This window comes from Streptomyces sp. NPDC054866 (assembly GCF_053610745.1).
On record NZ_JBSGZA010000004.1, the window covers coordinates 198,006 to 223,006 of the forward strand.

Annotated in this window: 29 protein-coding genes; 14 read left to right on the top strand and 15 right to left on the bottom strand. The window is 71.3% G+C overall.

Going from position 1 to position 25,001, the window contains the following annotated elements; genetic code table 11:
* Window positions 1-76 precede the first annotated feature (76 nt).
* Complete coding sequence (locus tag ACWGI2_RS21615; RefSeq protein ID WP_453696985.1) at window positions 77-775, top strand: TetR/AcrR family transcriptional regulator; 699 nt, start codon at window positions 77-79, stop codon at window positions 773-775.
* On the opposite strand, the gene ACWGI2_RS21620 is transcribed toward ACWGI2_RS21615, so the two are convergent.
* The 4 genes from ACWGI2_RS21620 to ACWGI2_RS21635 form a co-directional block, all read right to left on the bottom strand.
* Window positions 770-1,168 carry a MerR family transcriptional regulator gene (locus ACWGI2_RS21620; protein ID WP_453696987.1) on the bottom strand — a complete coding sequence of 133 codons (399 nt, stop codon included), beginning with the start codon at window positions 1,166-1,168 and terminating at the stop codon, window positions 770-772. The two genes, ACWGI2_RS21615 and ACWGI2_RS21620, sit on opposite strands and share 6 nt — an antisense overlap.
* Before the next feature lie 90 nt (window positions 1,169-1,258).
* Window positions 1,259-2,620, bottom strand: a complete 1,362-nt coding sequence (locus ACWGI2_RS21625) for an aldehyde dehydrogenase family protein (protein WP_453696989.1) — start codon at window positions 2,618-2,620, stop codon at window positions 1,259-1,261.
* Window positions 2,621-2,662: 42 nt separating this feature from the next.
* The gene (locus ACWGI2_RS21630; RefSeq protein WP_453399867.1) at window positions 2,663-3,232 is read right to left on the bottom strand and encodes a TetR/AcrR family transcriptional regulator; all 570 of its coding nucleotides are present in this window, start codon (window positions 3,230-3,232) and stop codon (window positions 2,663-2,665) included.
* 5 nt (window positions 3,233-3,237) lie between these two features.
* Window positions 3,238-3,933 carry a type 1 glutamine amidotransferase domain-containing protein gene (locus ACWGI2_RS21635; RefSeq protein ID WP_453399866.1) on the bottom strand — a complete coding sequence of 232 codons (696 nt, stop codon included), beginning with the start codon at window positions 3,931-3,933 and terminating at the stop codon, window positions 3,238-3,240.
* A gap of 111 nt (window positions 3,934-4,044) precedes the next feature.
* Between ACWGI2_RS21635 and ACWGI2_RS21640 the strand changes: the two genes are divergently transcribed.
* The gene (locus ACWGI2_RS21640) at window positions 4,045-4,995 is read left to right on the top strand and encodes a LysR family transcriptional regulator (RefSeq protein WP_453399865.1); all 951 of its coding nucleotides are present in this window, start codon (window positions 4,045-4,047) and stop codon (window positions 4,993-4,995) included.
* Between the two features lie 11 nt (window positions 4,996-5,006).
* Here ACWGI2_RS21640 and ACWGI2_RS21645 read toward each other — a convergent pair whose 3' ends face one another.
* A complete protein-coding gene (locus ACWGI2_RS21645) occupies window positions 5,007-5,399 on the bottom strand; it encodes a nuclear transport factor 2 family protein (RefSeq protein WP_453399864.1) in 393 nt (130 codons plus the stop codon).
* A gap of 82 nt (window positions 5,400-5,481) precedes the next feature.
* On the opposite strand from ACWGI2_RS21645, the gene ACWGI2_RS21650 reads away from it, so the two are divergent.
* Complete coding sequence (locus ACWGI2_RS21650) at window positions 5,482-6,057, top strand: PadR family transcriptional regulator (RefSeq protein WP_453399863.1); 576 nt, start codon at window positions 5,482-5,484, stop codon at window positions 6,055-6,057.
* A 38-nt stretch (window positions 6,058-6,095) separates the two neighbouring features.
* On the opposite strand, the gene ACWGI2_RS21655 is transcribed toward ACWGI2_RS21650, so the two are convergent.
* Window positions 6,096-9,326 (bottom strand): bifunctional cytochrome P450/NADPH--P450 reductase, encoded by a 3,231-nt coding sequence (locus ACWGI2_RS21655; RefSeq protein WP_453696991.1) that lies wholly within the window; start codon window positions 9,324-9,326, stop codon window positions 6,096-6,098.
* Between the two features lie 182 nt (window positions 9,327-9,508).
* On the opposite strand from ACWGI2_RS21655, the gene ACWGI2_RS21660 reads away from it, so the two are divergent.
* The gene (locus ACWGI2_RS21660) at window positions 9,509-10,090 is read left to right on the top strand and encodes a PAS domain-containing protein (protein WP_453697694.1); all 582 of its coding nucleotides are present in this window, start codon (window positions 9,509-9,511) and stop codon (window positions 10,088-10,090) included.
* Between the two features lie 54 nt (window positions 10,091-10,144).
* Here ACWGI2_RS21660 and ACWGI2_RS21665 read toward each other — a convergent pair whose 3' ends face one another.
* From ACWGI2_RS21665 to ACWGI2_RS21695, 7 genes are all read right to left on the bottom strand, one after another.
* Window positions 10,145-10,483, bottom strand: a complete 339-nt coding sequence (locus ACWGI2_RS21665; protein WP_453399861.1) for a helix-turn-helix domain-containing protein — start codon at window positions 10,481-10,483, stop codon at window positions 10,145-10,147.
* Between the two features lie 439 nt (window positions 10,484-10,922).
* Window positions 10,923-11,231 (bottom strand): SCO5918 family protein, encoded by a 309-nt coding sequence (locus tag ACWGI2_RS21670; protein ID WP_453399860.1) that lies wholly within the window; start codon window positions 11,229-11,231, stop codon window positions 10,923-10,925.
* A gap of 47 nt (window positions 11,232-11,278) precedes the next feature.
* Window positions 11,279-11,458 (bottom strand): CBS domain-containing protein, encoded by a 180-nt coding sequence (locus ACWGI2_RS21675; RefSeq protein WP_453697695.1) that lies wholly within the window; start codon window positions 11,456-11,458, stop codon window positions 11,279-11,281.
* A gap of 91 nt (window positions 11,459-11,549) precedes the next feature.
* Entirely contained in the window at window positions 11,550-13,058 is a 1,509-nt protein-coding gene (locus ACWGI2_RS21680; RefSeq protein WP_453696993.1) for a DEAD/DEAH box helicase, read from the bottom strand.
* 288 nt (window positions 13,059-13,346) lie between these two features.
* Window positions 13,347-13,550: a cold-shock protein gene (locus ACWGI2_RS21685; RefSeq protein WP_361840963.1), complete on the bottom strand. Its 204-nt coding sequence runs from the start codon at window positions 13,548-13,550 to the stop codon at window positions 13,347-13,349.
* 323 nt (window positions 13,551-13,873) lie between these two features.
* Window positions 13,874-14,332, bottom strand: a complete 459-nt coding sequence (locus ACWGI2_RS21690) for a PRC-barrel domain-containing protein (RefSeq protein WP_453696995.1) — start codon at window positions 14,330-14,332, stop codon at window positions 13,874-13,876.
* Window positions 14,329-14,916, bottom strand: a complete 588-nt coding sequence (locus ACWGI2_RS21695; protein ID WP_453696997.1) for a PRC-barrel domain-containing protein — start codon at window positions 14,914-14,916, stop codon at window positions 14,329-14,331. Before ACWGI2_RS21695 ends, ACWGI2_RS21690 begins: the two co-directional genes overlap by 4 nt.
* A 307-nt stretch (window positions 14,917-15,223) precedes the next feature.
* Here ACWGI2_RS21695 and ACWGI2_RS21700 point away from each other — a divergent pair, with 307 nt between their 5' ends.
* On the top strand, window positions 15,224-16,132 hold the full coding sequence (locus ACWGI2_RS21700; protein WP_453696999.1) for an RNA polymerase sigma factor SigF: 909 nt from the start codon (window positions 15,224-15,226) through the stop codon (window positions 16,130-16,132).
* A 70-nt stretch (window positions 16,133-16,202) separates the two neighbouring features.
* Window positions 16,203-16,610 carry an STAS domain-containing protein gene (locus ACWGI2_RS21705; RefSeq protein ID WP_453399854.1) on the top strand — a complete coding sequence of 136 codons (408 nt, stop codon included), beginning with the start codon at window positions 16,203-16,205 and terminating at the stop codon, window positions 16,608-16,610.
* 84 nt (window positions 16,611-16,694) lie between these two features.
* Here the strand turns inward: ACWGI2_RS21705 and ACWGI2_RS21710 are convergent, their stop codons facing one another.
* The gene (locus ACWGI2_RS21710; protein WP_202121071.1) at window positions 16,695-16,841 is read right to left on the bottom strand and encodes a hypothetical protein; all 147 of its coding nucleotides are present in this window, start codon (window positions 16,839-16,841) and stop codon (window positions 16,695-16,697) included.
* Between the two features lie 242 nt (window positions 16,842-17,083).
* Between ACWGI2_RS21710 and ACWGI2_RS21715 the strand changes: the two genes are divergently transcribed.
* The 4 genes from ACWGI2_RS21715 to ACWGI2_RS21730 all read left to right on the top strand — a co-directional run bounded on the left by ACWGI2_RS21715 (window position 17,084) and on the right by ACWGI2_RS21730 (window position 20,523).
* The gene (locus ACWGI2_RS21715; protein ID WP_453697001.1) at window positions 17,084-18,592 is read left to right on the top strand and encodes an FUSC family protein; all 1,509 of its coding nucleotides are present in this window, start codon (window positions 17,084-17,086) and stop codon (window positions 18,590-18,592) included.
* Between the two features lie 158 nt (window positions 18,593-18,750).
* On the top strand, window positions 18,751-19,512 hold the full coding sequence (locus ACWGI2_RS21720) for a GAF domain-containing protein (RefSeq protein WP_453697003.1): 762 nt from the start codon (window positions 18,751-18,753) through the stop codon (window positions 19,510-19,512).
* Window positions 19,484-19,876, top strand: coding sequence for a DUF2267 domain-containing protein (locus ACWGI2_RS21725; RefSeq protein ID WP_453399851.1), 393 nt, complete (start codon window positions 19,484-19,486; stop codon window positions 19,874-19,876). The genes ACWGI2_RS21720 and ACWGI2_RS21725 overlap by 29 nt, the downstream gene beginning before the upstream one ends.
* Window positions 19,877-19,962: 86 nt before the next feature.
* Complete coding sequence (locus tag ACWGI2_RS21730) at window positions 19,963-20,523, top strand: VanZ family protein (RefSeq protein WP_453399850.1); 561 nt, start codon at window positions 19,963-19,965, stop codon at window positions 20,521-20,523.
* Here the strand turns inward: ACWGI2_RS21730 and ACWGI2_RS21735 are convergent, their stop codons facing one another.
* On the bottom strand, window positions 20,524-21,378 hold the full coding sequence (locus tag ACWGI2_RS21735) for an RNA polymerase sigma factor SigF (protein WP_453697005.1): 855 nt from the start codon (window positions 21,376-21,378) through the stop codon (window positions 20,524-20,526).
* Between the two features lie 210 nt (window positions 21,379-21,588).
* Here ACWGI2_RS21735 and ACWGI2_RS21740 point away from each other — a divergent pair, with 210 nt between their 5' ends.
* The 4 genes from ACWGI2_RS21740 to ACWGI2_RS21755 all read left to right on the top strand — a co-directional run bounded on the left by ACWGI2_RS21740 (window position 21,589) and on the right by ACWGI2_RS21755 (window position 24,917).
* Window positions 21,589-22,065: an ATP-binding protein gene (locus ACWGI2_RS21740; protein WP_453399848.1), complete on the top strand. Its 477-nt coding sequence runs from the start codon at window positions 21,589-21,591 to the stop codon at window positions 22,063-22,065.
* A gap of 58 nt (window positions 22,066-22,123) precedes the next feature.
* Window positions 22,124-22,357, top strand: a complete 234-nt coding sequence (locus ACWGI2_RS21745; protein WP_453399847.1) for an XRE family transcriptional regulator — start codon at window positions 22,124-22,126, stop codon at window positions 22,355-22,357.
* A gap of 195 nt (window positions 22,358-22,552) precedes the next feature.
* The gene (locus ACWGI2_RS21750) at window positions 22,553-23,779 is read left to right on the top strand and encodes a nitric oxide synthase oxygenase (protein WP_453697007.1); all 1,227 of its coding nucleotides are present in this window, start codon (window positions 22,553-22,555) and stop codon (window positions 23,777-23,779) included.
* Between the two features lie 73 nt (window positions 23,780-23,852).
* Window positions 23,853-24,917, top strand: coding sequence for a lactonase family protein (locus ACWGI2_RS21755; RefSeq protein ID WP_453697009.1), 1,065 nt, complete (start codon window positions 23,853-23,855; stop codon window positions 24,915-24,917).
* Window positions 24,918-25,001: the final 84 nt, after the last annotated feature.

Genomic DNA, 25,001 nt, shown 5'->3' on the forward strand with positions numbered 1-25,001 from the left:
TTTACGTCGTATATGTACGACTTTGCACCCGATGCTCTCTGCGGTCAAGGGGGCCAGAGAGGCGGAGGTGGCGGACATGGTGAAGGGGAAGGGAGCCGACGGGGCCGAGAGGCGGCGCGCCAGCGACCGCGGGCGCTACGGACGCCTCAGCAGGGAGCGCGTCCTCGCCACGGCCCTCGATGTCGTCGACCGCGACGGGCTCTCCGGTCTGAGCATGCGCAAGCTCGGCGCGGAACTGGGCGTGGAGGCGATGGCCCTCTACCGTTACGCGGCCGGCAAGGGGGCCCTCCTCGACGGCCTGGTCGAGGCGTTCTGCCAGGAACTGGAGGGCGATCTGGCGGCGAAGCCCCCGGCCGACGACTGGCGTCGCGAGTTGCACCGCATCGCGCTCGCCACCTACGGAGTCGCCCTGCGGCACCCGAACATGGTCCCCCTGCTCGCCACCCGCCTGCTGTCCACGCCGCTGGCCCGCCGCCCCGCGGCCGTGCTGCGCAGCGACGAGCGGGTCCTGGCCCTGCTCCATGACGCCGGTCTTGGCGACCGCCGCACGGTGCAGGTCCACCGGGCGTTCACGGCGTGGCTGCTCGGCTATCTCCTCGTCGAACTGCGGGCCATGGACGACGAGCCCGGCGAACAGGACCCCGCCTTCCGGCTCGGCCTGCACCGCATGCCCGCGCAGGAGTTCCCGCGGCTGCGGGCCACCGCCATCTCCCTGGACGGGCGGGGCGGCCCGAAGCAACTGGCCGCGGGGCTCGACGCGTTGCTCGGATCATGAGACCGCGGGCTCCTGGGGCACCCGGTCCGGCGGATTACCGTCGCGCACCGCGGCGAGGTACTCCACGATGGCGTCGCGGTTGCGGGCCAGGCAGTCGACGCGCTCGGTCATGCGGTCCCGCTGGTGCTCCAGGGTGGCGATCATCTCCGGTGTCGCGTCCGGGAAGTAGATGGTCCTCGGCTTGTCGAGGCAGGGCAGGATCTGCTTGATGATGCGGGTCGGAAGGCCCGCGTCGAGCAGCCCCCTGATCTGCACGACCCGGTCCACGAAGCGCTCGTCGTACTCGCGGTAGCCGTTCGCCGAGCGCGCGGCCACGATGAGGCCCTGCTCCTCGTAGTAGCGCAGCAGTCGCCGGGGTGTCCCGGTCCGCTCCGACAGCTCTCCGATCCGCATCCGATCTCCCTCGCAGCCCCTCGCTCGACCATCACATCAATGTGAGGGTCGAGCATACTCGGCAGGGGAGTTGGGAGTTGGACTGGGGAGTTACCCCAGGGGAACGTCGAGCCGGGCCTTGCGGTGGCTGAACGTGGCGATGGAGTGCGGGCCGTGGTAATTGCCGACGCCGCTCTCGCCGACTCCGCCGAACGGCAGCTCGGGTACGCGGAGATGAGCCATCGGGAGGCCGAAGCCGAGCCCGCCCGACGATGTCTCCGCGGCGAGGCGCTGCCGTGTCGTCTCGCTCTCGGTGAAGCCGTAGAGGGCGAGCGGCTTGTCGCGGTCGTTGATGAACGCGATGGCCTCGTCGAGCCCGTCGACGTTCACGATCGGCAGTACGGGACCGAAGATCTCCTCCCGCATCACCGGATCGTCGGGCTTCACGTCGGTGAGCACGGTCGGCGCGATGTAGACGTCGTCGCGGTCGCTCTGCCCGCCGAACGCCGTCGTCCCCGAGCCGAGGAGGGCCGAGACCCGGTCGAAGTGCCGCTCGTTCACGATGCGTCCGTACGCTTCCGAGGACTTGGGGTCCGCGCCGAACACCCGCGCCACGGCCGTGCGCAGCTCCCGGGCGAGCGCGGGCGCGGTGTCCGGGTCGGTCAGGACGTAGTCGGGGGCTACGCATGTCTGGCCCGCGTTACGGAACTTGGACTCGGCCAGGCGCGTGGCGACGGCCGCCAGGTCGACGCCCCGGTCCACGAACACCGGTGACTTGCCGCCGAGTTCGAGGGTGACAGGGGTGAGGTGCTCGGCCGCCGCGCGCATCACGATGCGGCCGACGGCGCCGTTGCCGGTGTAGAAGATGTGGTCGTAGCGCTGGGCGAGCAGCGCGGTGGTCTCCGGCACGCCGCCCTCGACGACGGCGACCGCGTCCGTGTCCAGGTACTCAGGGATGAGCCGGGCGATCAACTCCGAGGTGGCCGGGGTGACTTCGCTCGGCTTCAGGACGGCCGTGTTGCCCGCCGCCAGCGCGCCCACGAGGGGCACGAGCAGGAGCTGGACGGGGTAGTTCCACGGCGCGATGATCAGGACGGTGCCGAGCGGTTCGTACTGCGTACCGGCGGTCGAGCCGTCGGGCAGCCCCGCAAGGGCGCCGGACGGGAGCGGCTGCGGGCGCAGCCACTCCTCCAGATGGGCCAGCGTGTGGTCGATCTCCCGTACGGGGAAGTCGACTTCGGCGGTGTACGCCTCGGTGCGCGGCTTGTGCAGATCGGCGTGGAGGGCGTCCGCGATGTCCTCGCGGTGCTCCGTGAACAGGGAGCGCAGCCGGGTGAGCTGCTCCTCGCGCCAGGCCAGGGGGCGGGTGCGGCCGGTGGCGAAGGTGGAACGGAGCTTGGCGACGAGGGCTGCGGGGTCGAGCACTTCGGAGCCGGACGCTTCGGGGTCGAGCACGTCGGGGTGGCGGTGCATGAGGGGTCTCCTCGGGAGGTACGGGAGGGGGGAGGGGGGGGATCAGCGGGGCGTCGTCGTGGCGACCGGCGATCCGAGAAGCCCGGTCAGGAGCGCGTCCGTGGCGGGGCCGAAGAGCCGGTGGCCGTCGGACACGGACTCCAGGCCTATGACCAGGGAGATGCAGATGTCGGCGGCCTCGGCGGGCTCCACCGTGGCCGGGGTCCCCGCTTCGGAGAACAGGTCGATGAGCAGGCGCCGCAGCGAGCCGGTGAAGCCGTGGCAGATGTCGCCGAAGAGGCGGGCCTTGGCGTCGAGGAGTTCGGTGGAGTGCGGTGAGTCCCCGGCCAGGCGCAGGACCAGGTCGAGCTTGGCGGCGAGGACGCCCCGGATCCGCTCGGCGGCGGAGGTGTCGTCGGCCGCCGCCTGCCGGGCCCGCGCGAGCGCCTCGGCGTGCAGGCGCTCGGCGAGCTTGCGGAAGGCGTCGTCCTTGTTGCGGACGTACTGGTAGACCGCTGACCGGGACACGCCCATGGTGGAGGCGATGTCGTCCATCGTGGTGCGCCGTACGCCGTACCGGGTGAGGGAGTCGTAGGTGGCGTCGAGGACCTCTTCGAGCCGGTCGGTGCCCATGAGGGTCAGGCCAGCTTCTTGAGCAGCTCGTCCGCCAACGGAGCTGAGGAGGCCGGGTTCTGACCGGTGATCAGGTTGCGGTCGACGACCACCTTGGGGGCCCACGGCTCGCCCTCCTGGAAGTCGGCGCCCGCCGCGACGAGCCGGTCCTGGAGCAGCCACTTGGCCTTCTCGGCGAAGCCGGACTGCGTCTCCTCGACGTTGGTGAAGCCGGTCAGCTCGTACCCCGCGAAGGCGTTGGAGCCGTCCTCCTTGGTGGCGGCGAGCAGCGCGGCAGGACCGTGGCAGACGACACCGAGCGGCATGCCGATCTCCAGCGCGGCGCTGAGCAGCCTGCCGGACTCGGCGTTGACGGCGAGGTCCTCCATGGGGCCGTGGCCGCCGGGGACGAAGACCGCGGCGTACTCCGCGAGGTCGACCTCCTCCAGCTTGACCGGCGACAGGAACTCGGCGATCTCCGCGAGGGTCGTGGCGACCTTGTCGGCGCCTTCCTGGCCGCCGTTGAACTCGGGCGCGAGGCTCGCCTGGTCGACGGTCGGCACGACGCCCCCCGGTGTCGCGACGACGATGTCGTGTCCGGCGGCCTTGAACGCCTCGTACGGCGCGACGGCCTCCTCGGCCCAGAAGCCGGTCGGGTGCTGGGTTCCGTCGGCCAGCGTCCAGTGGTCGGCGCCGGTCACGACGAACAGGATCTTGGACATGGTGTCTCTCTCCGAGGCTGGAATCTCTGACGTTCTGTGCTCAGGACGTCAGTCGGTGCTGTCCTCGAAGGTAGGTGGGGCGACCCAACGAATTCCAATAGGCTGACCCATATGGGAGATAGGAATTCCAATGAGTCCGATGGGGCGGCGGGAATAGCTCCGCTGGACCTGAACCTGCTGCGCACGTTCCTTGCCGTGTACCGGTCGGGTTCCTTCACCGCCGCTGCCCGCCTCCTCGGCCTCTCGCAGCCCACCGTCACCACACAGATCCGGGCCCTTGAGCGGCAGGTCGACCGGGAGCTGTTCGAGCGGCTGCCCCGGGGTGTGGCGCCCGCACCGTACGCGGACGCGCTCGCCGCCCGTGTCGTCGATCCCCTGGACGCCCTCGCCGCGGTCACCGGACACGGCGGCCCCCTCGACGGCGCACCCGCGGAGCCCGTCCACCTGGCGGGCCCGGCCGAGATGCTCTGCCACTGCGCGCTGCCCGCGCTCGCGCCGCTGGTCGAGAAGGGGGTCAGGCTGCGCGTGACGACGGGCCTGACCGACCGGCTCCTGGACGAGCTGCGGACGGGACGGCACGACCTGGTGATCGCCACGGCCCGGCCCCGGGGGCGCTCCCTGAGTTCCGTGCCGCTGGCGGACGAGGAGTTCATCCTGGTCGCGGCGCCTTCGTGGGCCGAGCGCATCGGCGGCGCCGGGCGGATCGCCGCGGACGGCCCCGGAGTGCTGCTCGGCGTCCCCCTGGTGACCTACGCCGAAGACCTGCCGATCGCCCGCCGCTACTGGCGGCACGTCTTCGGCAAGCGGCTGACCTGCGAGGCCTCCGTCACCGTCCCCGACCTGCGCGGTGTGCTCTCGGCGGTCACGGCGGGCGCGGGCTTCTCCGTGCTACCCCGCTACCTCTGCCGCGACGCCCTGGCCGCCGGCACCCTGACCCTGCTCCACGACCCGGAGGACGCCCCGATCAACACCGGCTTCCTGGTGCGGCGCCCGGGGTCCGCGGACAACCCCCACGTCTCCCTCGTGCACGACCACCTCGTCCAGTCGGCCCGCGCCTGGTAGCCAAAGGGGCGCTAGGCGCCGGCGGCCTCCTCCGTGATCCGGTCCCACTGGGCGCCCATGGCCGCGGCGAGCGCCTGCGCGGCCGACAGAGGGCGGACCATGACCATGAACTCGTCGATCAGCCCCTCCTCGTTCACGTGGAGGAAGTCGCAGCCGGTGATCTGCCGGTCGCCGACCCGCGCCTCGAAGACGAGCGCGAAGTCGCGCCCTCCGGCGTCGTTGATCTCGCGTACGTACCGGAAGTCCTCGAAGACCCTCGTGACCCCGCGCAGGATCGCGGCGGTGGTCGCCTTGCCGGGATAGGGGCGGAACACGACCGGGCTTGAGAACACGACGTCCTCGGCCAGGAGGGCCTCGACGGCCGCGTGATCGTCGGCCTCGACAGCCTTGCGGAAAGCCTGCATGCCCGAACCTCGCATCGCGATCAGTAGTCAATTTGTTGACTAGGTGCGAAGGAGAGTAATCGCATCGGTGTACGGTGTCCAGATGTCTCTCAAGTACGCGGTGCTCGCGGCGCTCCTGGAGGGCGAGTCGTCCGGCTACGACCTGGCCAAGATCTTCGACGTGTCCGTGTCGAACTTCTGGTCAGCGACCCCTCAGCAGCTCTACCGCGAGCTGGAGCGACTGGCCGGCGACGGCCTGATCGCCGCGCGCGTCGTGCAGCAGGAACGCAGGCCGAACAAGCGGATGTTCACGCTCACCGACGCCGGGCGGCGGGATCTGCACGCCTTCGCCGCCGAGCCGCCCCGGCCCATCGCCATCCGGGACGAGCTCATGGTCAAGGTGCAGGCCATGGACGGCGTCGACCCGGCAGCCACCCGCGCGCTGATCGAGGAGCGCATGGCGTGGTCGCGCGGCAAGCTCGCCCGGTACGAACGGCTGCGCCTCCACCTCCTCGGTGGCCGCGAGGAGGAGGCGTACCTCCGCGAGGCCGAGCGCGTCGGCCCCTACCTCACGCTGATGGCGGGCAGGTCCCTGGAGGAGACGAACCTGCGCTGGGGCGAGCAGGTCCTCGAAATCCTCGACCGACGGTTCGACTACGCCGACAAGGGCGGCTCTTGAGGAGGCGGAAGCGGATGGCGTGACCGCCCGGGCCGCACCTATCCCGCCGCGTACACGTCCTCCACGTAACGCCCCTGCGCGGTCAGCTCGGCGAGCCACTGTTCGGAGTCTGCCGCCGTGGCCCCCGGGGTGCGGCCTTGATGGAGCGTGCGCAGGGTGTCGCGTACGCCCGGGGCCATGCGTGAGCCGTCGCCGCACACGTACATCCGGGCTCCGGCGGCCAGCAGCGCCCACACTTCGTCGGCCTCCGCCGCGATGCGGTGCTGGACGAAGGCCACCCCGTCGACGGGGGAGGCGCTGAAGGCGGGGCGCAGCGAGACCGCTCCCGCGGACTCCGCGGCGCGCAGTTCCCCGGCGTGCAGGAAGTCCCCGTCCGGGTCGTCGCAGCCGAAGTAGCAGAGCGCTGGCGGGAGTTGGGCTCCCTCGGTCGTCAGCGCCACGCGGTCCGCGATGGTGCCGCGGAACGGGGCGAGGCCCGTGCCCGCGGCGACCATGATGACCGGCGCGGCGTCCGCGTGGTCGATGCGGAAGGCCTCGCGGCACGGCTGGACCCGGGCCAGGACGGTGTCACCCGGCCGCACCCCGTTGAGATGGCCGGAGCCCGTGCCGCGGTACAGCCGCCCGCTGCCCGAGCGGGCCGGAGCCTCCAGGAGGGACACCATCAGGTCGGCGTGGCCGGGGCGCACCGCCGGTGATGAGGACACCGAGTAGTGGCGTGGCCGCAGGGGCGTGAGTACGTCGAGCAGCCGCGGCCACTCCAGAGCACCGCGCAGGGCGGGGCAGGCCTCGACCAGTTCGAGCAGCGTGCGCCCGTCGGCCGCGCGGGCCTCGGCGTCGTCGGCCAGGGCGGAGAGGGCGGACCGCTCGGGCGGGCAGGGGTTGGCCGCCGCCAGTACGGCCAGCTGACTCTCCGTGGGCCGCTCCTGCAACTCGACGTGGTGGGACAGGAGTTGGCGTACCGTCAGCGGGCGGTCCACGGCGAGACCGTCACGGCGCGGGCGGCTCGCGCGGATGTCGAGAACGGCGTCCAGGTCCACGCCGAGCGCGGCGGCCGCCCGCTCGACGAGCGCCGGGTCGTTGACCGGCAGCACGGTGAGGTGGTCGCCGGTGCGGTAGGCCGTGCCGTCTGGCAGGGCGAGCCGTACGAAGCGCTTCGTGCGGGGGTGGCCGGGCGCGGTGAGGTCGTAGGCCTCGGTGACCGTCATCGGGACGAGGCCGTGCCGCGCGGCGAGCGCGTCCAGCGGGCCGCCGGTCACCTCGCGGACCTCGTACGCGTCCGAGGAAGCGGCGGTTTCCGTGGCCTCCAGGGCGTCGGGGTCGCCGTACCGCTCAAGAAGAGCCGTACGCAGCCGAGCCGTGAACTCCCTTACGCAGCACCCGAGATCGCCCGAGGCATCGGCCGCCGTACGTTCCAGCAGCCGGGTGCCGCCCAGCTCCGCGAGCCGCTCGTCGAAGCGCGTCGGGACATGCTGATACGTGGCGGCCCAGTTGCGGTCGCCCACGCCGAGTACCGCGTACGTGACGTTCTCGGCGGTGGCCGCCGGGGCGCCGTCCAGCCAGGAGGCGAACGCCGTGGCGTCGTCGGTGGGCCGGCCGTTGTAGGAGGCGGCGGTGATGACGACCGGACGGTCGGCGGGCAGCGCGCCGGCGTACTCGTCCAGCGGCGCGACCTGCGTCTCACAGCCCACCGATGCTGCCTCGTCGGCGAGTTGGGCGGCGAAGTCCCGGCAGGTTCCGTAGTTGCTTCCGTGCAGGAAGAGCGCGCGGGTGCCGGGCACGACTCGCGCCGGCAGACCGGCGGCTTCGGGCACTGCTGCTGCCGATGGGGTTGCTGTGCCCGGAAGCCCGCCGTGCACGCGGTCGGCGGCGGTGCGCGGCGTCAGCGTGAGCGTGAAGCCGTCGGGCTTGAGGGTGAGCGTCTCCTTGACGGTGAGCCGGTAGTCGGCGTGGTCGTGAAGGCGGTAGCGGTGGACCAGCATGCCGAGCAGCATGGTCGCCTCGTGCAGCGCGAACTGCCGCCCGATGCAGGCCCGTTCACCGGTACCGAACGGCAGATACGCGTGCGGGGAGCGCGCCGCCTCCGCCTCGGCGGTGAAGCGCGCCGGGTCGAACAGCTCCGGGTTGTCACCCCACACGGGCTGCCGGTGCAGCATCGGCGTCAGGACGGTGACGCCCTGGCCCGCGCGCAGCGGGATGCGGCCGCCGAGAAGCGTGTCCTCGCGGGCGTGCCGGCCGAACGCGGCGGCCGTCGGCCACAGGCGCAGCGCCTCGTTGAGGACCTGCCGCGTGTACGTGAGCCGCCCGACGTCGTCGAAGGACGGCTCGGGATCGGCCGCGTCGCCCCACAGGGCGTCGACCTCGCGCCGCACGAGATCCAGCACGGCGGGATGCTTGGCCAGGTAGTACAGCGCGAACGACATCGCGCCGGACGTCGTCTCGTGCCCCGCGATCAGGAAGGTGATGACCTGGTTACGGATGTTGGCCGTGTCCAGCTTCGTGCCGTCGCCCGGGTGCGCGGCGCTGAGCATGAGGCCGAGCAGGTCGTCGGCGGGTTCCGCGCCCGGCGCGTCGCCCGACCGCGCGGAGATGACCTCGTCGACCACCCGCGCCAGATAGTCGGCGTCCGCCCGGAAGGCCGCGTCCGCCGCCGAGTGGTCACTGCCCGGCGTACGGCTCGGCCGCGTCATGCTCCACTCCAGGCAGCGGACCATGGAGTCGACGAAGGGATGCGGCTCGGCCCGCTCGAACGACCCGAAGTCGTAACCGAACCCGGCGAGCCCGATCGTGTCCAGGGTCATCCGGGTCATGTCGCCCGGAACGTCCACGGGACGCCCGTCCCGCGCTCCCCGGTCCCACGACTCGACGAGCCGGCGGGCGACGCGCAGCATCATCGGGTGGTACGTACGCATCGAACCCAGCGCGAACGCGGGCATCAGGATGTCGTGCGCGCGAGCCCAGTTGGGCTCGTCGTTGTACGCCGTGAACAGTCCGTCGGCGGTGAACTCGCGCACGTTCTCCAGGGCGGGGCCGACATGCTTGGCGAACCGGGTCTCGTCCGCGAGCTCGGTGACGAGATCGAGATCGCTCACGAACAGCGCCTCGCGGCCGTGCAGCCGCCGCCGCACCACGGGCCCGTGGCGCCGGACCAGTTCCATGACCTGCTGCAGTGGGGCGGGCCCCGGCCCGGTGGCGGAGATGTCGATCAACGGTACACCGTCGAGGTCGGAGCCTGCGTCCTGGGGGAGCGGTGCGGTGGTGGTGGGGGGCATGGCGTGACAACTGCCTTTCGCCGTACGGAAGTCACTGCCCACCAGCTTGATCGCCGATCCCCGCAGGTCCGCGCCGTACCACTACATGATTGTGTAGTGGAGAACGACGTTCCGCTCTTGACTGCCCCGGAAGGAGCCGCCCTGTGGACTCCGCGGACTCCGTGCTGTGGCGCAACCGCGCCATGCTCCTCTTCAACCGCATCCCGATGCCGGTCGCGGTCTGTGACGCGAGCGGGGCGATCATCCTCGCCAACCCGGCGATGGCGGCGGAGTGGGGCGAGACCTCCGGCACCCTGCGCGACCGCAACGTACTGGAGCTGTTCCGCCCCGATGAGAAGACACAGGTCCTGCGGATCGCCGAGGCGATGCGGCTGCGGCGCCGCTCCCGCTATCCGGTCGCGGTGCACTGGGAGGCGGCCGACGGGGTGCGGCGCCACGGCGAGCTGACGGCGGAGCCGGTGAGCGACACGGTCGACGAGACCCCCGGCCTGCTCGTGCTGCTGCGCGTCCTGGGCGAGGAACGCGGCCCCGCTCCGGCGCCCGCCGAAGCCGCCACCGCGGCCGAGGCCCGCATCCTGGCCCTGCTGGCAGGCGGCGCCACCACGGCCCAGGCCGCCCGCGGGACGGGGCTCACCACGGACGGCGTCACCTACCACCTGCGCCGCCTGACCGAGCGCTGGGGCGCGGCGAACCGGACGGAACTGGTGGCGCGGGCGTACGCGCTGGGGGTTCTCGCCCCGGGAGTGTGGCCTCCGGTCGCGTGAACCGGGCCTGCCGGGGGGAGGGAGTGGCGTGGCCCCTGACGGGAGGGGCGGGGCTCAGGTCGGGCTTTCGCTCGACTCTGACGTGGCGCGGCGGTACTCGGCGTTGATGCGCTGAGCCTCCTCGAGCTGGTCCTCGAGGATGACGATGCGGCATGCCGCCTCGACGGGGGTTCCCTGGTCCACCAGTTCGCGGGCGCGAGCGGCGATCCGCAGTTGGTAGCGGGAGTAGCGCCGGTGTCCGCCTTCCGAGCGGAGCGGCGTGATCAGTCGGGCCTCACCGATGGCTCGCAGGAAGCCGGGAGTGGTGCCGAGCATCTCGGCGGCCCGTCCCATGGTGTAGGCGGGGTAGTCGTCGTCGTCCAGACGACCACTGAGCGGGGTATCTGCTGTCATGTCACCTCGTTATGCCAACGCGTCGAGGGGCCCTGGTGCCGTACGGCACCAGGGCCCCGAAGGAAATTCAACACCATCTGTCGGCCCTAATGCTGCGCCGACCTCTTGTTTCCGCTGTCCGGCCCTGCCTGAGGGCGGGAACGCGGGGATCGCTGATGCGTAACCGAGGACCACCTTCCGTTCCGGGGTCTTGCGGTACCCGGGCCGAATCGATCTCGGGCCGGGCGATCCTGATGGCGTCTGCTCCCTCCGTTCTCCCTCTGGATTACAGCTACGAGAGAAACCCTAACCATGCGATCGCCCAATGTCTACTGTGGCGAGCATAGATTTTGTGCACTGTCACAGGGGTGCATACGAGTGGGCAACGCGAAGAGGGCCCCGCCGGCACGTGTCGGCGGGGCCCTCTTCGCTGTTCTGGGATCGTGTCCTACGTCTCCCGCTACACGGGAGTGGCGGCGCCGAGCAGGGCCGACGCCGTCTGGAGCGGGGTGAGAGCGCGCGGGGCCACGTCCTCGGAAGGGGTGCGGCAGGTGAAGCCGAGCAGCGCCATGGCGCGGGTGACTTCCCCGGCGCTGAAGTCACGACGGTCCTGCCGGGTGATGACCGCGCCCACCTGCTTGATGGGGTAGTGACGGCGGCCGATGATGACGGAGTCACCCGTGATGGGCTCGGGCTTGATGCCCTTCATCGAGTCCAGCACCCCACTCTTGGTGAGGTCGAACGGGAAACGGGCGATGACGCAGCGCATGATGCCTCACAGATGAGGAGTTGGGGCGGCTGACAGGGGTGAGGCGCTCAACGCGAGAGGGCGAGAACGTCCCGTAGGCGGACCTGGTCCGTGTAGGCGGGGCTGTCACGGACGGCGACGAGCCGGGCCAGGGTGATCAGGCCCGTGCGCTGGTCGTCCTCGTCGCACAGGAACAGATGGCCGGCGCTCGCGCCCGCCATGACCGACAGGGCCAGCTCGACGGTCATGTCGTCACGGACCTGCGGTCCGCGCGACGGTGCCTGAACCGGTGTCAAAGATTCCTCCTGCAAGGGTGGGTGAGCCTGATGGTCGCGAGCCCTAGGCCGCCGGGTTCGAGGCGGGCCGCCCCTGCGGGGCGCGGCGCGGAGCGCGGTCGGTGCGCCGGTCCTGGGCGCTGCGGCTGCGCCGGCCCCGGGAAGCGGAGGAGCCGCCGCGCCGGGGGCGCTCAGCGGCCGGCATGGTGATGGTGACCGGTACGCCCGAAGGAGCCTGGGCGCCGGTGATCCGGTTCAACTCGTCGTCGCCGGAGCGCACTTGGGCGGTCTGCGGGGTGATGCCCGCTGCGGACATCAGACGGGTCATGTCGCGTCGCTGGCCCGGCGTCACGAGGGTGACGACGCTGCCGGACTCACCGGCGCGTGCCGTACGGCCGCCGCGGTGGAGGTAGTCCTTGTGGTCGGTGGGCGGGTCGACGTTCACGACCAGGTCGAGGTTGTCGACGTGGATCCCGCGCGCGGCGACGTTGGTCGCCACGAGCACCGTCACATGACCGGTCTTGAACTGGGTCAGCGTCCGCGTGCGCTGCGGCTGGGACTTCCCGCCGTGCAGAGCCGCGGCGCGTACGCCGCTGTTCAGCAGGTGCTCGGTCAGCCGGTCGACGGCGTGCTTCGTGTCCAGGAACATGATCACCCGGCCGTCGCGGGCCGCGATCTCGGTGGTCGTCTGGTGCTTGTCCGCGCCGTGCACGTGCAGTACGTGGTGCTCCATCGTGGTGACCGCGCCCTGCGAGGGGTCGACGGAGTGGACCACCGGGTCGTTGAGGTAGCGGCGGACCAGCAGGTCGACGTTGCGGTCGAGGGTGGCCGAGAACAGCATCCGCTGGCCCTCGGGACGCACCTGGTCGAGCAGCGCGGTGACCTGGGGCATGAAGCCCATGTCGGCCATCTGGTCGGCCTCGTCCAGGACGGTGATGCCGACCTGGTTCAGCCTGCACTCGCCGCGGTCGATGAGGTCCTTGAGCCTGCCGGGCGTGGCGACGACGACCTCGGCGCCGGCGCGCAGCGCACCGGCCTGCTTGCCGATCGACATGCCGCCGACCACCGTGGCGAGCTTCAGCCTCAGGGCGCGGGCGTACGGCGTGAGCGCGTCGGTGACCTGCTGGGCCAGTTCGCGGGTGGGTACGAGGACCAGGGCGAGCGGCTGGCGCGGCTCGGCGCGCTGACCCTCCGTACGGGCGAGCAGCGCGAGGCCGAAGGCGAGGGTCTTGCCCGAGCCGGTGCGGCCGCGGCCGAGTACGTCACGGCCGGCGAGGGAGTTGGGCAGCGTCGCGCCCTGGATCGGGAACGGCACGCTCATGCCTTCGCGGCTGAGTGCGGCGAGCAGCGGCGCCGGCATCGCGAGATCGGCGAACGCCTCGACGGCCGGGAGCGCGGGGGTGACCGTGACCGGCAGGGCGAACTCGCCCTGGGGCGCGGACGGTCGGCGGCCGTAGCCACCGGAACGGCGGGGTGCGCCGGAGCTGGAGCCGGAGCCTGAGCGGGAACCGGAGCCAAAGCCGGAGCCGGAGCGGGCGCGGAAAGGGCGGTCGTTCGTGCGTGCGCGGTTCATGCGGAACCTTCCTCGATGCGGCACGTACCAAGGAATTTCCGCGGCGAGAGCGCAGCACGGAGAATCGCGAGAACGGGCCGGATGAAATGCGTGAAGCGAATCCGGCCGGCGACAGGTGTTCTGCGGGGCGGATGCGCGGGAACGATTGACGTTCCGGACGGGGCACGGCGAGCGCGGTACTGAAGGACATTCGCGCAAGGAATTCGTGACCCCGGATGATGCGGGAAATGCACGAGCTGGGGCCCGCACCCCAAGGTGCGGGCCCCAGCTACGAAGTACGCGTGAGCGTCAGGCGGGAACGATGTTCTCGGCCGTCGGGCCCTTCTGGCCCTGGGCGATGTCGAAGTTCACCTTCTGGCCTTCCTGGAGCTCACGGAAACCCTGGGCGGCAATGTTCGAGTAGTGGGCGAAGACGTCGGGGCCGCCGCCGTCCTGCTCGATGAAGCCGAAGCCCTTTTCCGAGTTGAACCACTTCACGGTGCCAATAGCCATGTCATATCTCCTTCGGGTGCAGTGCCCGGAGTCCGCACTGTGCGGACCCGGTGTCGCCGCGATGATTGCCCCGCCGGAAATGACCGGAAATACAAAAGTGCTCCCACCGGCCGAAAAAGGCGGTGAGGGCACTTGAAGTTTTTTGGGAACCACAACTGCAACTGAGATCGACAGTAGCACGCTGTGGTCGGCTCCGCGTGGTAAAAAATTCCGTTCCGGGCGTCGCGCAAGAAACCCTCAGAGCGCCTCGCGCTGATTTCTCTCACGGCCGGCACATATATTGGTTCGCTCGAAACACAGCGTTTCTGCGGGCCGGGCCTGACTCAGCCCGCGGGCGTGGGCGACGGCCCCGCGCCGAGGACCAGCGCGTAGGACCCCAGGCCGACCAGGCGGCTGCCGGGGACCTGCTCGCGCCCGACGTACAGATCGCCGACGCTGCCGGTGTCCGGATCGAAGGTGACTTCGGCGAGTGTGCCGATGTCCTCGCCGTACTCGGTGAGGACCCGCATGCCCAACAGCCTCTTGTGCGCGCGGGAGTGCGAGCCGCCGCGGCCCGCCTCGGTCGCGGCGTCGGCGCCGGTGTCGATGATCACGGCGTCCGGCCCCATCCCGCGCACCTGCGACCAAGGAACGCTGTCACCCCCGCTCTTGGCGTGCCGCAGGTACAGCTCCGTGATCCTGCGGGTCCGGGGATCGATGCCGAGTCCGGCCACCTCCCCGGCGGGGCGCGCGTCCTCGGCGCTGATGACCGGGTGTCCCAGAACCTGGCTGAGCAGCATCATCGGTCGTCCCCCTTCCAGAACCCCGTCTCACCCGCGGTCCGGGTCCGGTCCCACGCCGCGGCGAGCGCGTCCAGGTCGTCCACCGCCTGCCCGGCGATCTTGGCAGGGACCACCAACGTGTCCCCGGTCATGGCCAGTTGGCCGTGCGCCGGCAGGAAGGCACGACGCTCGTGCCGGCCCATCGCCTCGGTGGTCGCGACCTCGAAGCCGACCACCCGGCCACTGGTGCCGCCTTCGACCACCGCGTCCAGTACGGTGCCCAACTCGAGCCCCCCGTCGCTCAGTACGCGGGCGCCGCGCACCTGGCCGGTGCCGGCCTCGCCCTTGTCCACCACCGCGTCCCTGGCCTGTAGGACCTCGGCGGAAGGGATCATCACCGCGTCCGGTCCCAGCGCGTGGACGCCGGTCCAGGGCAGGCTCTGCTTGAGCGGCCCTGACAGCAGCCCGCGGCCCGCCAGTGTGAAGCCGGTGATCCGTCCGCCCGACGCGTCGAAGACGGTGTCCTTGACCTGGGCCACCGCCTCCCCGCCGAGGGTGACCACGGGCCGCTTGGTCAGCTCGGCGGCGAGCATCAGCGTGATCATCGAGTCCTCCCGCGTCCCGCGCGGCGGCCCCGCCGGACCACGATCGCGCCGCCGCCACGGCGCCGTGCCTGGGTCCCGAGGACCGCACCGGTCAGCAGGAGCAGTGCGACAAGCACCGCGGTCAGCCACATCCACCAGCTCACAGCCGTCCACCTCCCGTGTCGTCCCGCGGTTGCTCCGAGTTCCCAGAAAGGCGCTTCCTATACGGAGAGTCAAGTCACGGGAATGTAACGGGAGATGGTGGGTAAGAGCCCGTGCACAGCGCGCTCTCACCGGGAGGGTGCCATCTGTTTCGGGAGTGACGACGGTGGCTTCGACGACGAGCAGCCCAGCACCCACGGTGTCGTACGCCGAACGACATACCGCCGGCCCCGACATCGCCGCAGCCGAGCCGACGGCCACCGAGCACCCCCTGTCGCACACGGACAGTCAGACCCACACCGGCAGTCGGAGTACGGCCGACCTCCGGGCCCTCTCCAACGCGCTCTTCGCCCGCCTCGACGCGGTGGAGGAAGGAACTCCCGAGCACTCCTACGTACGCAACTCGCTGGTGGAGCTGAACCTCAACCTCGTGCGGTACGCGGCGCATCGGATGCGCCCGCGCGACGAATCGTACGAAGACGTCGTCCAGGTGGGCACGATCGGTCTGATCAAGGCGATCAACCGCTTCGACCTCCACCGGGGCGTGGAGTTCCCCACCTTCGCGCTGCCGACGATCATGGGCGAGATCAAGCGCTTCTTCCGCGACACCACCTGGGCCGTGCGCGTTCCCCGCCGGCTGCAGGAGCTCCGCCTGGACCTGGTGAAGGCCACCACCGACCTCGAACAGACCAACGGGCACGCCCCGACCACGGCCGAACTCGCCGAGCACCTGGACCTGGACGAGGCCGAGATCAGCGAAGGTCTCACCGCGGCCAACGGCTACACCACGGCCTCCCTGGACTACCCGGCCGACGGCGTCGACTCCGACGACACGCTGGCCGACCACGTGGGTTACCGCGATCCGGAGCTGGACAAGGTCGAGGACCTGCACAGCCTGAAGCCGCTCATCGCCGCGCTGCCGGAACGCGAACGCAGGATTCTCGCGATGCGTTTCGCCGCCGACATGACGCAGAGCGAGATCGGTGCGGAGCTGGGCATTTCCCAGATGCACGTCTCGCGCATCCTCACCCGGACCCTCGGCCGGCTGCGGGTCAAGCTCCTCGACAAGAGGTAGCGACACCGCACGGAGCTGTTCCGGGAGAGGCCACTGGGTTGATCTCGGTACGATGGCTCATGGGGGTGCGATGTCCACTGAGACCCATCGCCTGACCATCACCGAGCTCGCGAGTTGCTCCGACTCCGCGGTGCTACGGGTCAGCGGCGAGCTCGACCAGTCCTGCGAGGAGTACTTTCTGCGTACCCTCGGCGCTTCCGTCGAGGCCGGGCACCGGCATCTGGTCCTGGATGTGACGGCGCTGATGTTCTGCGACTCGCGCGGACTCAACTGCCTGCTCGCCGTGCGCTGGCTGCTCGCCCGCCGCGAGGGCAGGCTGCTGCTCGCGGGGGCCGGGCGCCGCCTTTCGGAGATGCTGGCGCTGACCGGCAGCACGGAACTACTGCCCGCCCACCGCACGGTGGGCCACGCCCTGCAGACCCTCCCGGCCGACGAGCGCCCCCAGTGGCCGCCGACGGAACCGTCGAAGCCGGAGTGATCTCACCGGGAGGCCGGGTTCCGTACGGCGGCGTCGCCCCGGGCTCTGCCCAGGGCGACGCATCAATGGCGTCCTCGGATCAGATCAGTGGCGCCCTCGGAACTTGCGCAGCATCCGCTTGGCCTGGGCCCGCTTCCTGGGGTCGGCCGAAGCCTGGCGGACCTGGCGGATCGTGCGCTGTCCCTGAGGGCTTCGGACGAACTGCTTGATGCGGTCGATGACTCCTGGCATTCCGACTCCTAAGACGTGAGAACTGCCAGCCTACGACGGAGTGCCCAGCTGGAATGGTCCGATGGTCCTCCTGTGGCACGGCAATACGGCTGAGTAGTGGGCCAATGGCTCAATCAATCTGATGCCTGTTGAGCCAGCAGGGCTCTGGATGGTGTGATGTGTCTGTCGATGGCGCTGCGGATCCCCGCGGCGCCTTTTTCATGTGGGCAGGCAGAGCTGGACGCGAAAGGGGCGGGGTAGCCGTGCTGAAGAGGGTGTTCGTGGCGCCGGATCCGGGACGGGTGCGGCTGCGGTTCGCCGCGCGGGCCGTCATCGGCATCGCGCTGGCGGTGACCGTGTGCGGTCTTGCCGGACACTCGCTCGTCGCGGCGATCACCGGTGGGCTCGCGGCGCTGCTCGCCCTGTTCACCGTGAGCGACGCGACGGTACGGGGGCAGGCCCTCAGCACGGCGCTGCTGCCCGTCGTCGGGTTCCCCGTGCTCGCTCTCGCCGCGGTCCTGCACGACGTGCCCGTGGCCAGGGACGTCGCCTTCCTCGCCGTGATGGGCGCGGGCGTGTACGCGCGGCGGTGGGGGCCGCGCGGGCACTCGCTCGGCGTGTTCGCGTTCATGATGTTCTTCGCGACGCAATTCCTGCACACGGGGCCGGGGCAGCTGCCCGAGCTGTTCGCCGCCATCCTGGTGTCGCTGTGCGCCTCGTCGGCCGTACGGTTCGGGCTGTGGTGCTACGAGCGCCGCCTGCCGCCCGCCGCCGTGCCCGCACCGCCGGGAGGCAGGGGCCTCGCCAGGACGACCACCCGGCAGGCGATCCAGGCGGTGCTCGGCGGCGCCTTCGCGCTCGCCGCGGGGCAGGTGCTCTCCCACGAGCGGTGGTACTGGGCCGTGGGCGCCACCTGGTGGGTCTTCGTGAACACCGCGTCGAGCGGGGAGACGCTGGTGCGCAGCTTCCGGCGGGTGCTCGGCACGGTCATCGGCATCGGCGCGGGCTTCGTCCTCGCGCTGCCGCTGCACGGTGCGCCGGTGCCCTCGGCGATCATCGTCGCCGTCAGCGTCTTCGGGATCTTCTACACCGCCGCTGTCTCCTACACCTGGATGATGCTCGCGGTCACCGTCATGGCCGGGGTGCTCTACGGGCTGCTCGGGGTGCTGAACCCGGGGCTGCTCGCCCTGCGGGTCGCGGAGACCGGCGTGGGAGCGCTCGGCGCCGTCCTCGCCGTGCTCCTCGTCCTGCCCGTCACCACACACGCCACGACGAACGCCTGGATCGAGCGCGCCCTGCGGTGCGTGCACGCCTGCACGGCGGAAGCCGCGGCCCGGCTCGCGGGCTCCGCGAGCGCCGACCCCGCGCCGCGCGTCGCCGAACTGGAGCAGCTCCTGGGGAAGGTGCGGTTCTCGCTCGCCCCGCTGGTCCACCCGTTCAGTCCGCTGCGGGCCCGCAAGGAACGCGCCCGTCAGGTGCTCGCGTTGCTCGACACCTGCGCACGCGAGGTGCGCGGGCTCGCCTCGATCGCCGCGGACCCCGAGGCCTCGCACGACGACCGGCTCGCCGCCGCCTGCTGGCGCGTGGAGGCCGCCGTGGAGGCGCTCACCGCTCCGGAGGACGCGCGCGGCCCGGCCGCCGACGCCGTCGCCCTGCCGCACCCCTCCACCGTCGAGCCCGTCCTTGCCCATCTCCACGGCCTGGAGAAGGCGCTCGTCGAACTGGCCGAGCCGCTGCGCAGTCCGACTCGTACGCCCCTGATCGGGGCCTGAGCAGGCTCATTCCCCTCGGTGTGGGACAGCGGACCGGTCATGGCGCTCGGTCGCGCCGATCGATGACTCCGGCCGTCGACACATGAGGTGGCTCATCGCGTGGTAGACGAACTCCCGCTCCTGCTCCTGGAGGCGCGCGACTGAGAGGGATGTTCACCATGCCGGAGGAATCACCGTCGATCGTGCATGACGTGTCGGTCGCGGCAGCCGTGGGGCGACGCGCGCTGCCGAACCGGCTCTGTACCGCCTTCACGGAGTCGCTGGGCGCGCAGCGGGCGGCCCTGTCCTGGCTGCCCCGGCTCGAACACTGGCAACTGCTGCACGCCACCGACGAGCCCGCGCTACAGGCCGAGGCCGCGCAGTTCACCCGCGCCGACGGCCCCTCGGTCAGCGCCGCACTGGGGATGCAGCCCGTGTTCGTACCGGACCTGCGCGACTATCCGTGCCGCACGGGACCGCCCCTGTCGGCGGAACTGCCGGGCACCCGGCGCGTGCTGGCGCTCCCGCTGCACGACGGTCACACACCGCTCGGCGTGCTGTGTCTCTACTACACCGAGCGCACCGACGTGACCTCCAGCCACATCATTCACGCGCAGCGCGCCGCCGCCCTGGCGCTCGACGCGCTGCTGCGCTGGCGGCCCGTGCACGACGCGGCGGGCACCGGCTGTCGGCGCCCGGTGTGGACGACCAGCACGCGCGCGGCGCGCTGGGAGCGCATCCACCAAGCGGCCGACTACGTCGCCGCGCGTCAGGAGTGCGCCGTCGCCGAGGGGTTGGCGTGGCTCCAGGAGGTGAGCGCGCGGGACCGTCTCTCGCTGCTCGACGTGGCCGACACCGTCCTGCAGCCGTCCCACGCCCACCACGAGGACGAGTCCGAAGGAAGGAGCGGCCATGAACGAGCCCGTGGAAGTGTTGCTTGACCGCGTCCAGGAACGCGGAGGGTACGCGGAGCGGCAGGAGGCAGCCGGAGCGGTGCAGAGCGTCCTCGAGGTCCTGGGGGAGCATCTGGTGGGGGACGACCGCACCGATCTCGCCCGCCTGCTGCCCCGTCAGTGCGGCCCGCTGCTCACCGCGGGCTCACCGGCCAGCGAACCCCTGACGCCCGCGGCCTTCATCGCGGCGGTGGGCGCGCGCGTCGACGTCGACGCGGGGCAGGCCCGCCGTGCCGTCACCGCGGTGCTCGCCACCGTCGCGGAGGTCGCCGACGACGCCCTGCTGCGCCGCATCCTCACGCAGCTTCCGCCGGGGCACGCCGGTCTGTTCGGCCGCACGGACCCCACGTGACGCGCAGGGCAATCCACAGAAGGTGCAAAGGCGCAGAAGAGGCAGTCGGAACACCCCCCTGAACACCCCCTGAATGGAGGCTCGTGATGGCACGGACAGTCCCGCAGGGCAAGGACAGGAAGGAAGCGGGGAGCCGGAGAACTCCCGGTGCGCCCCCGCTCTCCGGATGGGCGCGTGCGATGGCCATGCTGGTGGCCTTCGCGGGGACGGTGGTCTTCGCCGTGTTGCTCGCCCGGCTGACGCTGGAACCCTCGGCCGCCTCCGAGCCCCTGACCCACAGCAATCTGCGCCCGGGCGACTCGATCCGCGACTATCTCGCGCAGCCCGCGTTCCGCGACACCGTCAAACAGCTCGGCGGCAACATCGTGCTCGGCCTGCCGTTCGGCATGCTGCTGCCGGTGCTCGTGCCCCGCGCCCGGGGGCTCATACGCGTCATAGCCGTCACGGCACTGGTGATGCTGCTCGTCGAACTCGCCCAGGGCGTCCTGGTCACCGGGCGGGCCTTCGACATCGACGACGTCCTGCTCAACACCACGGGCGCCGTGCTCGGTTACCTGCTGATCGGCCGCAGGCTGGGCCGTGCCGTGCATCCTCGCCGCAGGCACTGGTGGCACCGCTTCACGAAGCGACGCACCGCCGCAGGCTAGTCACACGGTCAGCATGCCGTCGCGCAGGCGGGACAGGGTGCGGGAGAGCAGGCGCGAGACGTGCATCTGGGAGACGCCGAGGTGTTCGCCGATCTGGGACTGGGTGAGTTCGTCGACGAACCGCATGCGCAGGATCTGCCGGTCGCGCTCGTCGAGCCGGGCGAGCAGCGGGGAGAGGGTGTGGAAGTCCTCGACGAGCTCCATGGCGGGGTCCTCCGCGCCGATGAAGTCGGCGAGGGCCGCCTCGTTGTCGTCGTCGCGGTCGCCGTGGACGGCCGCGTCGAGGGACGTGGAGTTGTAGCCGTTCGCGGCGGTGCGGGCCTCGATGACCTCGTCCTCGGTGAGGTCCATCAGCTCGGCCAGTTCGCTGACCCGGGGGGCGCGGCCCAGACGGGTGCTGAGTTCGTCGGTGGCCTTGGCGAGTTCGACGCGGGCCTCCTGGAGGCGGCGCGGGACGTGGACGGCCCAGGAGGTGTCGCGGAAGAACCGCTTGATCTCCCCGACGATGTAGGGCACGGCGAAGGTGGCGAACTGGACCTCGCGGGAGAGTTCGAACCGGTCGATGGCCTTGATCAGGCCGATCGTGCCGACCTGGACGATGTCCTCCATGTCGTCGCCGCGGTTGCGGAACCGTCCGGCGGCGTACCGGACCAGCGACATGTTCATCTCGATGAGGGTGTTGCGGGCGTACTGGTACTCGGGTGTGCCCTCTTCCAGCGTGGCGAGCCTGGTGAAGAACAGCTTCGTCAGGTCGCGTGCGTCGCTGGGCCCGACCTCCTGGGGAGAGACGATCTCCGGCAGTTCCGCGATGCCGGTGTCCGTGGGTGTACCGGTAGCCGCTGTCGCCACTGTCATGTTTTTCCTCCCCAGTTCGCCGGCCTCCTGTCGTCCCCCGACCGGCCGGTGAGGCGCACGTACCCGCACGGCGGTGCTTCATGCGCGTCACTCCGCAACAAGATCCGTTATGTGCCGGGGCGTTACAGGCCCGGCTTAGCGGGCAAGTGTGCAACTCGAACAGCGGCCATCCCATATTCGGACAGAGGCCACCCCGTACGAGGAGGGCTCATGAGGACGCACGGGACGCGACTGAACACCGGACGGTCGGACCTGGACACCGGTCCGCCGGACCTGGACACGGGACCATCGGACCTGGACACGGGGCCGTCGGACGGAGCGGTCTTCGACAAGCGGCCGGAGGCCGTCGCCCACGCGCGGGACTTCGCCCGCGCCTTCGTGGACAGGCTCCGCCCGGCCGTGGAGGCCCAGGACGTCGTGAGTGTCGAACTCACGGTGTCCGAGCTCGTCACGAACGCCGTACGGCACGCACGCGGGACATCGTGCTCCCTGCGCTTGCAAGCCCAGCCGGACGGCATAGCGGTGACGGTCGGCGACGCCGATCCGCGACCGCCGCAGGAGCGGGCGCCCGACCTGGCGGGCGGCACCGGCGGATTCGGCTGGCCCATGGTCCAGCACATGGCCAGGGCGGTCACCGTGACCAGGGGCCCGCACGGCAAGACCATCCGGGCCGTCCTGCCCCGGTAGCGGCGCCGTGCGACGAGACGTACGGCATGAGAGCGCGTGGGCGGGGCAGGAGAGGTCAATGGACGACCTGTCTCAGCTACTCCAACAGACCATGCGCAGCCGTCATTTGACGCCGCAGGCGATCGCGGACAAAACCGGCATCCGCACCCCACGCATCCGGGCCTTCGCGGAGGACGGCGCCGACGGCCCCGTCCGCCCGACCGACGAGGAACTGGCGGAACTGGCCGGCGCCCTCGCACTGCCCGCCATCAAGGACGCCGCGCGGCCCACGGCCGCGGCAACCTCCCCTTGACCTCTTGACCTCTTGAGGCCTTGCCCCCTTGACCTCGGAGACCCTCACCCCGTGGACAATTCGCCCACGTCTGAGGCATGTTCACCGGGCACATACAGGGTGGATCACTCCATCGGAGGGGTAACTCCGCGGCTAACAGACGCGCGGACCGTGCGGGAGCGGTTCGTGCCCCGGAGCCGCCCCTGGGGGTGCACCATGCGGAAATCCCTGCGCGGGCCCGACACGGTCTGCCCGGAGCGTGCCGCGGGCCACGGAGAGACCCCCGCGCCGCCGCCCCCGCGCCCCGCGGACGGCTCGCTGGCCGGACCCGCCCTGCGCCGGGCCGCCGCCGAGTTCGTCCGCCTCCACCACGGCGAGGCCCGCCGCGGCTCCCCCGAGCCACGGATCTCCCAGGTGTTCGCCGAGATCGCGGAGACAGGGACGTACCGCCACACCCACGAGGAGCTCGTGTTCGGCGCTCGGCTCGCCTGGCGCAACGCCGCCCGCTGCATCGGACGCCTCTACTGGCGCTCCCTGCGCGTCCTGGACCGCAGGGAGCTGACCGGTGCCGAGGAGATAGCCGCCGCGTCCGCGGATCATCTGCGGGAGGCCGTCACCGGCGGGCGGCGGATCAGGCCCCTCATCACCGTCTTCGCGCCCGACGCGCCCGGCCGCCCCGGGCCCCGCATCTGGAACGAACAGCTCATCCGGTACGCCGGATACGAGCGGCCCGGCGGTGGTGTCGTCGGGGACCCGCGCAACGTCGGGATCACCGCGTTCGCGCGCGGCCTCGGCTGGCCCGGCGGCCCCGGCACCCCCTTCGACGTGCTGCCCCTGGTGATCCAGGGCACCGACGGCGAACCCCGCTGGTTCCGGCTGCCGCCCGACGCCGTGCTCGAAGTACCGATCGAGCACCCTGACTACCCCTGGTGGGCGGAGCTCGACCTGCGGTGGCACGCCGTCCCCGCGCTGGCCTGCATGTGCCTGGAGATCGGGGGAGTCTGCTACCCCGCCGCGCCCTTCAACGGCTGGTACATGGGCACCGAGATCGGCGCCCGCAACCTCGCCGACAGCGACCGCTACGACCTGCTGCCGCGCGTCGCCGAACGGCTCGGGCTCGACACGGCGAGCGACCGTTCGCTCTGGAAGGACCGCGCCCTCGTCGAGCTCAACCGGGCGGTGCTCCACTCCTTCGACCGGGCCGGTGTCACCATGGCCGACCACCACACCGAGTCCCGGCGCTTCCTGACCCATCTCGGCCGCGAGGAGAGCAAGGGCCGCACAGTCGGAGCCGACTGGTCCTGGATCGTGCCCCCGCTGTCCGGCAGCGCGACCCCCGTCTTCCACCGCACGTACGACCTGGTGGAGCGGCACCCCGCCTACGTCCACCACCCGGAGGCCCTCGCGAGGACGCGCGGCGAGAGCCGGGGCGCCTTGGTCTAGACCGACTGCTAGCGTCTGCCGCACGAGTGCCCCCTGGACACGGCGCTCGGTCGAGAGTCGAGAGGGGAACGCAGTGGTCGGCAGACACGGCGACAGTCACGACAGTCAACGGGCGTACATCGGGTCCTTCACCGCGGCGGGCGGTGCCGGGATCCTCACCGCCGCCGTCGACGCGGACAGCGGCGCGCTGACCGTCCTCGGCGCCACGGACACCGTCGCCGACCCCTCCTACCTCGCCCTTTCGGCCGCGGGCGACATGCTCTACGCCGTCAGCGAGACGTCCGACGGGGCCGTCGCCGCGTACCGCCTGGAAGGCGACAAGCCCGAGCAGACCGGGCCGCCGGTCGCCGTCGGCGGGGCCGCGCCCACGCATATCGCCCTGCACGCGGGACACGTCCTCACCGCCAACTACGGCTCCGGCAGCGTCAGCGTCGTGCCCGTGCGCTCCGACGGCAGCCTCGCGCCCGCCCTCTCGGGCGTCCTGGAACACACCGGCGCGGGGCCCCACCCGCAGCGCCAGCAGAGGCCGCACGCCCATCAGGTCCTGCCCGACCCGAGCGGCCGCTGGGTGGTGAGCGTCGACCTCGGCACCGACTCCGTACGCGTGTGTGAGCTCTCGGCGGCGGGCGAGCCGGCCCTGCGCCGAGAGATCGCGCTGCGGCCGGGTTCGGGCCCGCGGCATCTCGCGTTCCACCCGCGCGGCGATCGCGCGTACGTCCTGAACGAGCTCGCCCCCACCGTCACGATCTGCTCCTGGGACGCGGCCGAAGGGGCCCTCAAGCCGCTCGGCGAGGCGGCCGTCCTGCCGGGCCCCACGAACGGCGACGGCGAGGCCTTTCCCTCCGAAGTCGTCATCGCCCCGGACGGGCGCTTCCTGTGGACCGCGACCCGCGGTCAGGACGTCATCTCGGTGCTCGCCCTCGACGAGGCGGGGACACGGCCGCGGCTCACCGCCACCGTGCCGTGCGGCGGCCACTGGCCGCGTGACCTGGCCATCGACCCGTCGGGGCGCTTCCTGTACGCGGCCAATGAGCGCTCCGGCGACGTGACCTGGTTCACCGTGGACCCGGAGACGGGCATTCCGCGGCGCGCGGGCTCGATCGAGGCCCCGGCGGCCTCCTGCGTGATCTTCAACTGAACCACCGCACCCGCGTACGCCGATGGGCCCGCCCCCTGCATCAGGGGGCGGGCCCATCGGCGTAACGGCATCAGTTCTGCCGGC